We start from the raw sequence: 14491 nt of genomic DNA on the forward strand, positions 1-14491 counted from the left end.
CGGGTCTCCGTGTATAGGGAGTTATCGGGGGGTGGGGGGGTGTTGTGGGTGGAGGGTTTTGTTTGTCTTGGGGGGGTGGGGGGGGGGGGGTTTTTTTTTCTTTCCCCCCCCCCCCCCCCCCCCCCACGACAGTGCTGACGATCGATCCTCAGAGCACGCTCGTGTACCCGTTCAGCGCGGGCTGCCCGCCCAGGTGCGCGAAAAGCACGTTCGAGTCCCGCGCGATCTCACCGCGGGAAACGAGGTCGATCAACCCCGCCATGGACTTGCCCTCGTAGACCGGATCGGTGAGCACACCCTCCAGTCGCGCCAGCGTCCGGATCGCGTCGAGGGTGGACTCGTCCGGGATGCCGTAGATCCCGGCGTGGTAGCGCTCGTCCAGTTCGACCTCGCCGATCTCGCCGGCACCGATCAGCTCCGCCGTCGCGCGGGCGATGCGGGTGATCTGATCGCGTGTTTCGGCCGGTTTCGCCGACCCGTCGATGCCGAGGATCCGTCGCGGCTTTCCGGAAAGCGCGGCCCCGGCGACCATCCCGGCCTGCGTGCTGCCGGTGACCGAGCAGACGATCACCGTGTCGAAGAACACGCCGAGTTCCGCCTCCTGCGCTTCGAGCTCGATGATCCAGTTCGCGAAACCGAGCCCGCCGAGGCGATGGTCCGAACCGCCGGCGGGGATCGCGTACGGCTTCCCGCCGCCGTCTTCGATCTCCTTGACCGCGTTTTCCCAGCTTTCCTTGAAGCCGACGCCGAATCCGGCCTCGACCATCCGGATGTCCGCGCCGAGGACGCGCGAGAGCTGGATGTTGCCGACCTTGTCATACAGCGGGTCGTTCCAGTCGACCCAGCTCTCCTGCGCCAGCACGGCCTTGAGCCCGGCCCGCGCGGCGGCCGCGGCGACCTGGCGGGTGTGGTTCGACTGGACACCGCCGATCGAGATCAGCGTGTCCGCGCCCGAGGCGAGCGCGTCGGCGACCAGGTACTCGAGTTTCCGGGTCTTGTTGCCGCCGAACGCGATCCCGGAGTTGACGTCCTCCCGTTTCGCCCAGACCTTCGCGCCGCCGAGGTGGGCGGTCAGCCGCTCGAGCGGGTGGACGGGGGAGGGACCGAACAGCAGCGGGTAGCGCGGGAAATCGGCGAAGGTCATGGTGTCTCCAGGAGTGCTTCGAGATCGGACCAGATCGTGGCGGTGATCGCGCAGGCCGTGTCGACGTCGCCCGCCTCGATGGCGTCGGCCAGCTCGGCGTGGCGCTGGACCGACCGGTGCCCGGGCAGGGAGCCGAAGCGGGCGTATTCGAGACGCCGCAGCAGCGGCGTGTAGCGGGCCAGCGTCGCGGCGATCGCCCGGTTGCGCGCGGCGGCGACCGGGACGTCGTGGAGTTCGTCGTCGGCGGCGATCGCGGCCGCGATGTCCCCGGCGGCGATCGCGTCGGCGAACCGGTCGTTGGCCGCGCGCATCACGGCGACCTCCGCCTGCCCCATCCGCGGGGCACCGGCCCGGACCGCGAACTCGTGCAGCGCTCGGACCAGCTCCAGTGCGTCGCGGACGTCATCGGGAACGAACCCCGCCACGCGCGTGTAGCTCTGTGGCTTCGACTCGACGAGGCCGTCCTCGATCAGCCGCAGCAGGGCCTGGCGCACCGGCGCCCGGGAAAGCCCCAGCTGATCGGCGAGGTCGCCGTCGCGCAGGTTCGTGCCCGGCGGCAGCGTCCCGTCGATGATCGCCCGGCGGATGTTCCCGTAGGCCTCGTCCCGGAGGAGGGACCTTGGTACCTTCGCTAATCCACTCACATCTGAAATGTTAGCTGTCGGACGCTGCTCCGGGAAGTGGTCAATGCCAGGAACGGTCCGTTCCTTGCGAAATTTGCAAGGAACGGACCGTTCCTAGCACGCCGGAGAGAGTCGGGAGCGCTAGTAGACCGGGCCGGTGTACTTCTCGCCCGGTCCCTGACCGGGCGCGTCGGGCACGGCCGAAGCCTCGCGGAACGCCTTCTGCAGGGACTGGAGGCCGTCACGCAACGGGCCCGCGTGCAGGCCGAGGTACTCCGCCGAAGCGGTGACCAGCCCGGCGAGGGCGGTGATCAGGCGACGAGCCTCGTCGAGGTCGCGGTGCGGCGAGCCGGCGGGATCCTCGTCGGCGAGGCCGAGTCGTTCGGCGCCCGCGGAAAGCAGCATGACGGCCGCCCTGCTGATCACCTCGACGCTCGGGATGTCCTCCAGGTCGCGGACGTCCGGGGAATACGGGGGCGGCTGAACGGGTTCATCTGGCACATCTGGTAGCCTTCCACGAGCGACCAGCCTCCGAGTGATCGGGGGCGGCAAGTGGAGCCCCGCTCCCACCCGTGTCACCGCCGCAAGACCAGGTGTCCGGGTCCGGTCTCGCCAAGACGATTTCGGGCGTCGAGGCGGTGTGTTCGGTTCTGGAGATCGAACACGATCGGAAGAGTGGGCCTCGCGTACCTCACGGTACCGGGGCCTTCGGTATGTGGGCACCAGGTCGAAACGGTAGAAGAATTTACCTCGAACCAGGGAGGCCCCATCAGTTCCGAGACACGCATCAACGACCGAATCCGGGTGCCGGAGGTCCGCCTCGTCGGACCGGCCGGTGAACAGGTCGGCATCGTCCGGATCGAAGATGCGCTGCGGTTGGCACAGGAGAACGATCTCGATCTCGTCGAGGTCGCCCCGCAGGCCCGCCCGCCCGTATGCAAGCTCATGGACTTCGGCAAGTTCAAGTACGAGAGCGCGCAGAAGGCCCGCGAGTCCCGCCGCAACCAGCAGCTCACCGTCATCAAAGAGCAGAAGCTGCGGCCGAAGATCGACCAGCACGACTACGAGACCAAAAAGGGTCACGTGTCGCGCTTCCTGGCCGCCGGCAACAAGGTCAAGGTCACGATCATGTTCCGCGGTCGCGAGCAGTCCCGGCCGGAACTCGGTTTCCGGCTGCTGCAGAAGCTCGCCGACGAGGTGACGGAACTCGGTTTCGTCGAGTCGTCGCCGAAGCAGGACGGTCGCAACATGATCATGGTGTTGGCCCCGCACAAGAACGTGAAGCCGACCAAGGGCCCGAAGGCCGCCAAGGACGAGGCGCCCGAGCCGTCCGCCGACGCGTAGCCGACCAGCCCATGTCAGCGGCACACCGGAGAACACCGGTGTGCCGCCGCACGAAAGAGGACAACGTAATGCCGAAGATGAAGACGCACAGCGGGACGTCGAAGCGAGTTCGCGTCACGGGTTCGGGCAAGCTGCGCCGCCAGAAGGCAGGCCGCCGCCACCTGATGGAGAAGAAGTCCAACAGGCTCACCCGTCGCCTCGAAGGCACGACCGAGATCGCCAAGAACGACGTCGGCCGCGTCAAGCGCCTTCTCGGCCGCTGACACCCCGCACTTTGTAAACGCCGGGCGCGCCAGCGCGCCCCCAGATCGACAGGATGGACCCAGTGGCACGCGTCAAGAGGGCTGTCAACGCCCAGAAGAAGCGTCGCGCGACTCTCGAGCTCGCCAGCGGCTACCGCGGCCAGCGTTCGCGGCTGTACCGCAAGGCGAAGGAGCAGACGCTTCACTCGCTGAACTACGCCTACCGGGACCGCCGTGCCCGCAAGGGTGACTTCCGTCGGCTGTGGATCACCCGCATCAACGCGGCCGCCCGCGCCAACGGTGTCACCTACAACCGCCTCATCCAGGGCCTCAAGGCCGCGGGTGTCGAGGTGGACCGCAAGATCCTCGCGGAACTCGCGGTCAACGACGCCGCCGCCTTCACCGCGCTGGCCGAGCTGGCCAAGGCGAACGTGAACACCGAAGAGAAGAAGTCGGCCTGACCGGCCACAGCGCTCTTCCGCGACCCGGGGCGGCTCCGTTCACCGAACGGACGCCCCGGGTTGTTTCTGCGCGCAAGCTCACCCGCCGGGCCGAGCGTGAGAAGACCGGCCGGTTCCTCGCCGAGGGCGCGAACGCGGTCGAAGCCGCGCTCGAACACGGCGGCACGGTGTACGAGCTGTTCGTGACCGAACGCGCCGTCGCGCAGCACGAGCGTCTGCTCGCCGCCGCGTGTGAGGCGGGCGTCCCCGTCTCGCCGATTACCGATCGCGCGGCCGACGGGTTGTCCGAGACCGTGACGCCGCAAGGCATCGTCGCGGTCTGCGCGCTCGTCGACCGTCCACAAGAGACCGTCCTGAAGCCGGGCGCGAAGCTCGTCGTCGTCCTTGTCGACGTCGCCGACCCAGGCAACGCGGGCACCGTGATCCGGGTCGCGGACGCCGCCGGTGCCGACGCGGTCGTTCTCGCGGGGGACAGCGTCGACCCGCACAACGGCAAATGCGTCCGCGCCGCCGCCGGCAGCCTGTTCCACCCCGCCATCACCCGGATCCGGGACGTCGACGCGGCCTTGAAGGCCTGCTCCGCCGCCGGACTCCGCACCTTCGGCGCGCACGGTTACGCCGACACCGAGCTCGATCAGGTGACCTTCGACGAGCCCACCGCGTGGGTCTTCGGCAACGAGGCGCACGGACTGCCGCAGGGCGTACTGGAGACGGTCGATCTCGCCGTCAAGATCCCGATGTACGGCCGGGCGGAGAGCCTGAACCTCGCGACCGCCGCCGCGATCTGCGTGTATACGAATGCGATGGCCTCCCGGGCCGCGACCACGTAGAGTCGCGGGCATCACGCCGTTCGCCCCACTACGCCAAGGGAGCTCTCATGGAACGCATTGTTCGTTCCAGCACCTTGTTTACGGCGTAGAACGCGGTTTTCGCACTTCCGAGTGACGGTGTGCCCAGCCCGAGGGTGATCGGGGGCCGCCGTTCGCTGTCCCATAGAATTCAGCAGCTGCTAAACCCATGTGTGCGCTCGCGTGCACCGGACCAGTCCCAGCGGACGCCGAGGAGTTATGTCCGAAGCCAACGACAAGCAGGACCCCCAGGCGGGAACGCTCGCGCCGGAAACGTTGACGGCCGCCGTCAAACAGGCCGAGACCGATTTCGCGGCCGCGGCGGATCTCGACGCGCTGGCCGCGGTCAAACCCGCTCACCTCGGGGACCAGTCTCCGCTGCTGCTCGCCCGTCGCGAGATCGGTGCCCTGCCGAAGCAGGAGAAGGCCGAGGCAGGGAAGCGGGTCAACGAAGCGCGCCAAGCCATCCAAGCCGCGTTCGACGCCCGCCGCGCCGTGCTCCAGGCCGAACGTGACGAAAAAGTGCTTCGTGAGGAGACCGTCGACGTCACGCTCCCGTGGGACCGCGTGCCTCGTGGCGCCCGGCACCCGATCGCGACTCTGTCGGATCGGATCGCCGACGCGTTCATCGCGATGGGTTACGAGATCGCCGACGGCCCGGAACTCGAGGCCGAGTGGTTCAACTTCGACGCACTGAACTTCGGCAAGGACCACCCCGCGCGCCAGCTGCAGGACACGTTCTACCTCGGCGAGGAGGACTCCGGCCTGGTGCTGCGGACGCACACCTCGCCGGTGCAGGCCCGCACGCTGCTGCACCGTGACCTGCCCGTGTACGTCGTCTGCCCCGGCCGCACCTACCGGACCGACGAGCTCGACGCCACGCACACCCCGGTGTTCTCGCAGGTCGAAGGCCTCGCGGTGGACAAGGGCCTGACGATGGCGCATCTCAAGGGCACCCTCGACGCCTTCGCCCGCGCGATGTTCGGCGAAAGCTCGAAGACCCGCCTGCGCCCGCACTTCTTCCCGTTCACCGAGCCGTCGGCCGAGGTCGACGTCTGGTTCGAGGAGAAGAAGGGCGGCGCCGGCTGGGTCGAATGGGGCGGCTGCGGCATGGTCAACCCCAACGTCCTGCGTGCCTGCGGCGTCGACCCCGAGGTCTACTCGGGCTTCGCCTTCGGCATGGGTATCGAGCGCACCCTGCAGTTCCGCAACGGAATCCCGGACATGCGCGACATGGTGGAGGGCGACATCAGGTTCACCCTGCCCTTCGGAACGGAGGCCTGAGTGAAGGTCCCAGCCAGCTGGCTGACCGAACACCTCGATGTCGACGAGGAGGTCACGGCCCAGGATCTGGCCGACGCCTTCGTGCGGATCGGCATCGAGGTCGACGACGTCCGGAAGCTCGAACCGGTCACCGGCCCGCTCGTGGTCGGCCGTGTCGCCGAGATCGAGGAGCTCACCGAGTTCAAGAAGCCGGTGCGCTTCTGCCGCGTCGACGTCGGCGAGCCCGAGAACGACGCCAAGCCTGACGAGAACGTCGACGCCGACGAGGACGACGACGAAAGTCCCTTCGAGGACAACGGCCCCACGGGGATCAGGACCCGCGGGATCATCTGCGGTGCCACGAACTTCGCCGAGGGCGACCTGGTCGTCGTCGCGCTGCCCGGCACGGTGCTGCCCGGTGGTTTCGAGATCGGTTCGCGCAAGACCTACGGCCGGCTCAGCGACGGCATGATCTGCTCGGCGAGCGAACTCGGCATCGGAGACGACCACTCCGGCATCCTGGTACTGCCGCCGAGCACGGCCAGCCCCGGCGAGGACGCGAACAAGCTGCTCGGCCTCGAAGACACCGTCCTCGAGGTGACGCCGACCCCGGACCGCGGGTACACCCTGTCGGTCCGCGGCCTGGCCCGCGAGCTGTCCAACGCGCTCGACGTCCCGTTCGGCGACCCGGCGTCCATCGAGGTCCCCGAGGCCGAGAGCGACGTCTGGCCGGTGCGCCTCGAAGACACCGAGGGCTGCAAGCGGTTCGTGCTGCGCCGCGTCAAGAACCTCGACGCGACCGCGCCGACGCCGTGGTGGATACGCCGTCGACTGATGCTCTCGGGTATCCGCTCGATCTCCCTCGCGGTCGACGTGACCAATTACGTGATGCTCGAACTCGGGCATCCGCTGCACGCGTACGCGACCGGTTCGCTCAAGGGCGACCTGGTGGTGCGCAAGGCGAAGCCGGGCGAGAAACTGACCACTTTGGACGATGTCGAGCGTCCGCTCGACGCGGACGACGTGGTGATCGCCGACGACAGCGGGGTCATCTCGCTGGCGGGCACGATGGGCGGCGCGTCGACGGAGATCACGCCGGAGAGCACCGACGTGCTGCTCGAAGCGGCGCATTGGGATCCCTCGTCGATCAGCCGGACGGCCCGCCGTCACAAGCTGTTCTCCGAGGCGGCCAAGCGGTTCGAGCGCTACACCGACCCGCAGCTGTGCGCGGCGGCCGTCGAACTCGCGGCGCGCCTGCTCCGCCAGTACGGCGAGGGCTCGATCCTGCCCGGCCGCACCGACGAGGGCGGCGTCGAGCCGAAGCCGCCGGTGACCATGCCGATCAGCCTGCCCGACCAGGTGGCCGGGGTGCGCTACCAACGCGGTGTCACGGTCAAACGGCTCTCGCAGATCGGGTGCAAGGTCAACGTGGGCACCGCCGAGGACGGCACCGCGCTGGTGACCGCGGTCCCGCCGAGCTGGCGCGGCGACCTGGTGCAGCCTGCCGACCTGGTCGAGGAGGTCCTCCGGCTGGAGGGCTACGACAGCATCCCGTCGGTGCTGCCCGCGGCCCCGGCAGGCCGGGGCCTGACGGACGCGCAGCGCCGTCGCCGTTCGGTCGCTCGCGCGCTGGCGGAGAACGGTTACGTCGAGGTGCTGCCCTTCCCGTTCATCTCGGACTCGGTCTGGGACGCGTTCGGGCTGCCCGAAGACGACGTTCGCCGCAGTACCGTGAAGGTCCGCAATCCGCTGGAGGCGGACAAGGACCGGATGGCGAGCAGCCTGCTGCCGGGGTTGCTGGAAATCCTGCAGCGCAACCTTTCCCGTGGCTTGAAGGATGTCTCGCTGTTCCACATCGGACAGGTCGTGCTGCCCGGGCCGAACCCGATCCCGATGCCTTCGCTCGGGGTGGACCGGCGGCCGACCGACGAGGAGCTCGCGGTGCTGGAGGCGGCGGTCCCGCCGCAGCCGCTGCACGTCGCCGTCGTGCTCGCGGGCCAGCGCGGCCGCGCGGGCTGGTGGGGTGCGGGCGAGCAGGCGAACTGGGCCGACGCGGTACAGGCCGCACGGCTGGTGGCGCAGGCCGCCGGTGTCGAGCTGACCACGGCCGCGGCGGACCAGCCGCCGTGGCATCCCGGCCGGTGCGCGCAGCTGCGGGTGGGGCAGTGGCCCGTCGGCTACGCCGGTGAGCTGCACCCGAAGGTCGTCGAGGCGCTCGGGTTGCCGCCGCGCTCCGTCGCGATGGAACTCGACCTGGACGCGATCCCGATCCCGGACGGCCGTCCGGCTCCGCGGATCTCGGCGTACCCGCCGGTACTGCTCGACGTCGCCCTCGTCGCCGAGTCGGGCGTGCCGTCGGCCGACCTGGCCGAGGCGCTGCGCGAAGGCGCGGGCGAACTGCTCGAGGACATCACGCTGTTCGACTCGTACCAGGGTGAGCAGCTGGGCGAGGGCAAGCGTTCGGTGGCGTACAAGCTGAGGTTCCGTGCCGCGGACCGCACGCTGACCGTCGACGAGGCCACTAAGGCCCGCGACGCCGCCGTCGCGGTCGCCGGTGAACGCTTCGGCGCGAGCCTGCGGGCCTGACTCGAAAGCCCCGTGAAGGCCCCTTTCTCTCGGTTGAGCCCAGGGAAGAGGGCCTTCACGTGCTTCAGGTGTGGCAAAGTGGGGACTTGTGTCACGTCCAGACGGTCGGTCCAGTATCCAAGACATCGCCCGTGCCCGGCTGAGCGACGGTTTCGTCGGCAGGGTCGGGGAACGCGAGGACTTCCGGGGCAATCTGGGGCTGCCAGGGAGCGACCGGCGCCGCCGGTACCTGTACTCGGTGCACGGTCTCGCCGGGGTCGGCAAGTCCTTCCTCCTCGAACAGCTTCGCGGTATCGCCGAGGAAACCCGCGCCGCCGTGGGGTTCGCGGACGACCGGCAACAGGATCTGCCCGCGACACTGGTCAAACTGGCGAAGGACCTCGCTCGCGCCGGGCACGAGATGCGCCGATTCGAGAAACGCTACGAGTCCTACCTCAAGGCGAGGGAGCGGCTCCACAACGATCCGCAGGCTCCGGCGGCGGGCCGCGAGCTCGTGACGAGAACCGTGGTCAAGGCCGGCCTCGGTGTGGCGAAGACCCTGCCCGGCGGAAGCATCGCCGCCGACGCGATCGACGCGGACGCGACGGCGAAACAGCTGGAACAGCTGCAGGTCTACCTCGCGGCGAAGTTCAAACGGAAGGCCGATGTCCAGCTGCTCCTGGAACCGGCGGAGGAGCTGACCAAACCGTTCGTCGAGGACCTCTGGCGTATCCCGGAGACCCGGCGGATCGCGCTGTTCTTCGACACCTTCGAACGGACGGCGCCGGTACTGGAGACCTGGCTGCTCGACCTGTTCGGCGGGCTGTACGGCGATCTCCCGCAGAACCTCGTGCTCACCGTGGCCGGCCAGTTCCCGCTGGACGAGGCGAAGTGGAACCGGCACGCGCCACTGATGCGGGAGATCGAACTCCGGCCTTTCACCGAGCCGGAGGCACGTCACCTCCTCGCCGAGCACGGGATCACCGACGAGCAGGTGATCGAGACCGTGCTGCGGCTGACCGACGGGCTGCCCGTCCTGGTCGCCATGCTGGCACAGGGAAACCCCACCGAAGCGGACGCCGTCGGCGATCCCAGCGACGACGCGGTCAAGCGGTTCCTGCGCTGGGTTCCCGACAAGGCCAAGCAGAAGATCGCCGCCACGGCGTCGTTGCCCCGCGTCCTGGACGAGGACGTCATCGGCGTGCTGACCGGGAAGGACACGGCGGGAGAGACCTTCCGTTGGTTGCGGGAGCTGCCGTTCGTCGGGCGCCGCGAACTCCCGGTGCGCTACCACCCGGTGGTCCGCGGTCCGATGGTGCGCCTGGAACGCGGCAGTTCGCCCGCCGCGTTCGCCGAACTCCACCGCAAGCTCGGCGAGTACTACGAAGGCCGGTGCGCCGAACTCGGGCTCAGCCGTCATCGCGACGCCTGGAACGACGAACGCTGGCAGCGAAGGAAACTCGAGCAGACATACCACCGGTTGTGCGGGGCCCCGGCCGAAGCGCTGCCGGACGCGCTGCTCGGCGCCGCCGAGATGATCACCACCGGCACCGCTCCCGCGCGTGCTTGGGCGCGCATGATGGAGCAGGCGGGAGTCGACGCGGACGCGCCTTCGGTCCTGGGCTGGGGGCAGCGGCTGGCCGCCGCGGTCGGCGACGGCGACGGCCCGCCGGAGATCCCGGTGCTCGACCTGCTCGCCGGTGCGGGCGAACTCGACGCGGCCCGGCTTTCCACGGTGCTCCGGCGGCGCGCGTGGGCTTATGAAGGCCAGGACGACATCGAGGCGGCGAAACGGGACTTCGACCGGGCTCTCGATCTGAACCCCGCCGATCCCTACGTCTGGAGCGACCGAGGCAACCTGTTCCGCGACGAAGGCGACTGGGAACGGGCGTTGTCGGATCTGAACCGGGCGATCGAACTCGACCCCACCTACGCCTACTCGTGGCGCGGGCGCGGGTCCGCCCGGGCCCGGCTCGGCGATCTCGAGGGTGCCATGGCCGACCTCGACGAGGCCGTCCGCCTCCAGCCCGACCATCGGTGGGCCTACACCATCCGGAGCGAGGTGTACTTCAAACGCGGAGACGTCCGGAAGGCGATCGACGAGATCGACATCGCGATCCGGCTCGATCCCGACTACGCCTGGGCCGTCCACTACCGGGCGACGCTGTTCGCGGAGCTGGGGGACAAGGACGAGGCGCTCGCCGGGCACCGCGCGGCCGTCGCCCTCCGCCCCAAGGAGGTGTACTACCTGACCGAGCTCGCGTCGTTCCTCGAGCAGACCGGAGACGTGGAGGCCGCTTCGGCGACCTTCGACGCGATAGTCGCGGCGGACCCCGAAAGCGCCAGTGCCCATGCGATCCGGGCGGCGTTCCACCGCCGCAACGAGCGAAGCAGGCTCGCGCTCGACGGCTTCACGGCCGCGCTCCGGATCGACCCGGATTACGAGTGGGCCTACTACATGCGCGGCTTGGCGTACGACGACCTGGACGATCGCGTGACGGCGCTCGCCGACTTCGAGAAGGCGGTCCAGCTAGCCCCCGAAGACGCCGAGAATCACCTACAGCGGGGAAGCACGCTCAGCCGGCTGAACAAGTACGGCGAAGCGGTGAAATCCTTGGATCGCGCGATCGAACTCGATCCCGGCAACGAGTGGGCGCACACCTGGCGCGCGTTGGCCCACCAGCGGTCCGGCGATCATCGGGCCGCTCTCGCCGACATCGACGCCGCGGTCTCGGCGAACCCGGAGATGGCCTTCTTCCACAGCACCCGGGGAGACATCCTCAGAGATCTCGACCGGCACGAGGAAGCCCGCGCCGCGTTGGACGAGGGGGTCCGGCTGGGACAGGACGGGGGCTACGCGTTCTATCGGCGTGCCCGCCACTGTCTCCTCTTCGAGGATTTCGAGGGCGCGTTGTCCGATGTGGACAGCGCACTGGCCGCCGGTCAGGACGAGAGCGGCCGCGCCCTGCGCGCGGAGATTTGCCGTCAGACGGGCGAGTACGGCGAAGCCATCCGGGAGCTGCGCGAACTCGTCGCCGCGGATCCCGATGACGCCGACCACCGCGAGAACCTCGGAGAGGCTCTGCTGTTCGCGGGGGAGACGGACGAGGCGATCGAGATCCTGCGTCCGCTCGCGCCGGACTCCGTTTGGGCTCGTGACCTCCTGTCCCTCGCGTGGTTGAAGAGCGGAAGAACAAAGGAAGCCCACCAGGCCCTCGCCGCCGGCCTCGACGAAGCCGTCACGCGGAACGCGGCCGGCGACTTCGACTGGGAGAACGAGGTGCAGCCGCTCTTCTATCTCCTCGCTCTCGGACGTCACGCCGAAGCGACACGTGAACTCACCGCACTGCTCGAGAAAGCTCCGCCCCAGGAGACGCGACTCATCCTGCTCCGTGATTTGAAAGGCCTCGGAGAGCTGGTGCCCGAACTCGGCGGGGAGATCGAGGAACTCGTCGCCCTCGTCCCCAGGCCGGTGCTCAACCGCCCAGGTGCTTGAGCGCCTCCTTCCTGGACAGAGTGGACAGTGCCGGATGCGCGGCGACGAAGGCGCGCACCCAGTCCGGCTCGGTCTTCGCGTACTCGCGCAGGGCCCAGCCGATTCCCTTGCGAAGGAAGAAGTCCTTGTCGTCGAGGTTGGCCTCGACCGTACGGGTGAGCAGGTCGGTGTCCGTTCCGCTCTTGGCACCGATCTGGCAGATGAGCGAAGTGCGGCGACGCCACTTGTCCTCGTCGTAGGCCCAGGTCAGCATCAGGGTGGTCACCGTCTCCGGCTCCGCCCGGAGGATCGGCCCGACCCGGCGGATGGCGACTTCGTCCACATAGTCCCACCAAGCGCCCGTCACGATCACCTCTTCGTACAGGCCGAGCAGCTCGCTGTCCTGCCAGCGGGTGTAGGCGCGGTGGCCGGACAGGGCGATCGCCGCGTAACGCTCTTCACGGAATTCCGCTTCGCGCCACAAGGTGAGCACGGCCGTCGAGAAACTCACTCGATCGGGTAGCGGATGCTGGGCGTAGACCCGTTTCAGCAAGGCCGTCCGAGGCGGGGACGCCACACCGAGGAACGGCATCTCCGACTTCATGTACGCCCGCATCGACGGAGCCTTTCCCGGATCGGCCAGCCCGGCCAAACCGTTGCGAACCGCCGAAACCAGGCTTTTCACCTCGTCCACGCACTCTCCTTTCCCCAGTGGGCGTCGCGAGCGTACGACAGGGGACCGACAAGACGGATATGCCGGATCGGACTCCGTTCCCCATCCGGGTACCGACTAAAGAGGGATGGCGGTCAACGTGTCGGTCAGTGAGATCGAAGCCGGTTCTCGGTAGCTTCGGCCCGATCGGTCGAACGCGGACGAAAAGGAACACAGTGAAGAAATTCGTTGCCGCCATGGCGGTCGCGGGGATCGGCGTCGGCACCATGGCGCTCGCTCCTTCCGCCACGGCCGCCTCGGCGTCGGACTTCGATCCGAAGCCCATCTCCTGGGGAGCCTGTACGCGCCCGAGCCTGGTCAAGGCCGGCGCGGAATGCGGCTTCCTCGAGGTCCCGTTGGATTACGCGAAGCCCGGCGGGGAGAAGATCTCGATCGCCGTCTCGCGCGTGAAGCACAAGTCCGCCCAGTCGCAGGGTGTCATGCTGGTCAACCCGGGTGGGCCGGGAGGATCGGGCCTCGGCTTGTCGACCCTCGGCCGGGCCGTCCCCAAGAAGGCCGGTGGGGAGTACGACTGGATCGGCTTCGACCCGCGCGGCGTCGGGGCGAGCAAGCCGTCGCTGACCTGCGACGGGAACTATGCCTCCTACAACCGCCCGCAGTACGTGCCGACCACGCGCGCCATCGAGACGGCGTGGCGTGAGAAGGCGAAGGGCTACGCGAAGGCGTGCGCCAAGAACGGCGCGATCCTCGACCACATCAAGACCATCGACGTCGCGAAGGACGTCGACAGTCTGCGCAAGGCGCTGGGTGAGAAGCAGATCAACTACTACGGCTTCTCCTACGGCACCTACCTCGGGCAGGTCTACAGCACGCTGTTCCCGCAGAACGTGCGGCGGATGGTGTTCGACGGCACCGTCGACCCCCGCGACGTCTGGTACAAGGCGAACCTGAACCAGGACATCGCCTTCGACAAGAACATCAAGACCTACTTCGACTGGCTCGCGAAATACGACGACGTCTACCACCTCGGCAAGACCGCGTCCGTGGTCGAGAAGCTGTGGTACGCCGAACAGAAGAAGCTGTACGACAAGCCCGCGGGCGGCGTCATCGGCGGTTCCGAGTGGACGGACATCTTCCTGCAGGCCGGCTACTACGTCTTCGGCTGGGAAGACATCGCGAACGCGTTCGCCGGCTGGGTGCACAAGGGTGACTGGCAGACCTTGAAGGGCCTGTACGACGGTTCCCACCCGGCGGGCCAGGACAACGACTACGCCGTGTACGCGGCCGTGCAGTGCACCGACGTGGCGTGGCCGCAGGGCTGGCCCCGCTGGAAGTTCGACAACTGGGCCACGCACTTCCAGGCGCCGTTCGAGACCTGGGGCAACGCCTGGTTCAACGCACCGTGCCTCGACTGGCCCGCGAAACCGGGCAAGGCGGTGGAGATCGACGGGAGCAAGGTCCCGGGCATCCTCCTGATCAACGAGGAGAATGACGCGGCGACGCCGTACCCCGGCAGCCTCGAGGTCCGCGAGCGTTACCCGAACTCCAGTCTGATCAGCGCTCCGGGCGGCACGACGCACTCGGGCTCGCTGTCCGGTGTGTCCTGTGTGGACGACAAGATCGCGGACTACCTGCTGACCGGGAAGCTGCCCGTGCGCAAGCCGGGCAACGGTTCGGACGTGCAGTGCACCCCGGCCCCGCCGCCGGTGCCGGCCGGTGCTTCCGCGGCACCCAAGTCCGAAGTGCCGTCTTCGGTGGCCGAAGTGAAGAAGGAGGCGCTGGCTCAGGCGCGGCCTTTCTGAGCCTTTTCTCGGTATGTCCCGATGCCCCGGTCCGGTTTTCCGGACCGGGGC

At 68.6% G+C, this 14491-nt stretch carries 12 protein-coding genes; 8 read left to right on the forward strand and 4 right to left on the reverse strand.

The window, feature by feature from the left end:
• Nucleotides 1–148 precede the first annotated feature (148 nt).
• The 3 genes from ACZ6DT_RS14415 to ACZ6DT_RS14425 all read right to left on the reverse strand — a co-directional run bounded on the left by ACZ6DT_RS14415 (nt 149) and on the right by ACZ6DT_RS14425 (nt 2268).
• Nucleotides 149–1144, reverse strand: coding sequence for a 1-aminocyclopropane-1-carboxylate deaminase (locus ACZ6DT_RS14415; protein ID WP_465593894.1), 996 nt, complete (start codon nt 1142–1144; stop codon nt 149–151).
• Complete coding sequence (locus tag ACZ6DT_RS14420) at nt 1141–1788, reverse strand: GntR family transcriptional regulator (protein ID WP_465593897.1); 648 nt, start codon at nt 1786–1788, stop codon at nt 1141–1143. Before ACZ6DT_RS14420 ends, ACZ6DT_RS14415 begins: the two co-directional genes overlap by 4 nt.
• Nucleotides 1789–1908: 120 nt before the next feature.
• The gene (locus tag ACZ6DT_RS14425; RefSeq protein WP_465593900.1) at nt 1909–2268 is read right to left on the reverse strand and encodes a DUF1844 domain-containing protein; all 360 of its coding nucleotides are present in this window, start codon (nt 2266–2268) and stop codon (nt 1909–1911) included.
• Between the two features lie 267 nt (nt 2269–2535).
• Between ACZ6DT_RS14425 and infC the strand changes: the two genes are divergently transcribed.
• From infC to ACZ6DT_RS14460, 7 genes are all read left to right on the forward strand, one after another.
• Nucleotides 2536–3111 carry a translation initiation factor IF-3 gene (gene infC / locus ACZ6DT_RS14430; RefSeq protein ID WP_465594004.1) on the forward strand — a complete coding sequence of 192 codons (576 nt, stop codon included), beginning with the start codon at nt 2536–2538 and terminating at the stop codon, nt 3109–3111.
• Between the two features lie 68 nt (nt 3112–3179).
• Nucleotides 3180–3374: a 50S ribosomal protein L35 gene (gene rpmI / locus ACZ6DT_RS14435; RefSeq protein ID WP_007028043.1), complete on the forward strand. Its 195-nt coding sequence runs from the start codon at nt 3180–3182 to the stop codon at nt 3372–3374.
• Nucleotides 3375–3436: 62 nt separating this feature from the next.
• Complete coding sequence (rplT, locus tag ACZ6DT_RS14440) at nt 3437–3814, forward strand: 50S ribosomal protein L20 (RefSeq protein ID WP_125795399.1); 378 nt, start codon at nt 3437–3439, stop codon at nt 3812–3814.
• Entirely contained in the window at nt 3811–4644 is an 834-nt protein-coding gene (locus tag ACZ6DT_RS14445; protein ID WP_465594007.1) for a TrmH family RNA methyltransferase, read from the forward strand. The genes rplT and ACZ6DT_RS14445 overlap by 4 nt, the downstream gene beginning before the upstream one ends.
• 237 nt (nt 4645–4881) lie before the next feature.
• On the forward strand, nt 4882–5946 hold the full coding sequence (gene pheS, locus ACZ6DT_RS14450) for a phenylalanine--tRNA ligase subunit alpha (protein WP_465593904.1): 1065 nt from the start codon (nt 4882–4884) through the stop codon (nt 5944–5946).
• Nucleotides 5947–8511 (forward strand): phenylalanine--tRNA ligase subunit beta, encoded by a 2565-nt coding sequence (gene pheT / locus ACZ6DT_RS14455; protein ID WP_465593907.1) that lies wholly within the window; start codon nt 5947–5949, stop codon nt 8509–8511.
• An 88-nt stretch (nt 8512–8599) separates the two neighbouring features.
• The gene (locus ACZ6DT_RS14460; RefSeq protein ID WP_465593910.1) at nt 8600–11986 is read left to right on the forward strand and encodes a tetratricopeptide repeat protein; all 3387 of its coding nucleotides are present in this window, start codon (nt 8600–8602) and stop codon (nt 11984–11986) included.
• On the opposite strand, the gene ACZ6DT_RS14465 is transcribed toward ACZ6DT_RS14460, so the two are convergent.
• A complete protein-coding gene (locus ACZ6DT_RS14465; RefSeq protein ID WP_465593914.1) occupies nt 11967–12659 on the reverse strand; it encodes a DNA alkylation repair protein in 693 nt (230 codons plus the stop codon). The genes ACZ6DT_RS14460 and ACZ6DT_RS14465 overlap by 20 nt on opposite strands.
• Before the next feature lie 194 nt (nt 12660–12853).
• Here ACZ6DT_RS14465 and ACZ6DT_RS14470 point away from each other — a divergent pair, with 194 nt between their 5' ends.
• Nucleotides 12854–14440 carry an alpha/beta hydrolase gene (locus tag ACZ6DT_RS14470; RefSeq protein ID WP_465593917.1) on the forward strand — a complete coding sequence of 529 codons (1587 nt, stop codon included), beginning with the start codon at nt 12854–12856 and terminating at the stop codon, nt 14438–14440.
• The last annotated feature ends 51 nt before the right edge of the window (nt 14441–14491 follow it).

Source organism: Amycolatopsis sp. NPDC041971 (assembly GCF_055588925.1).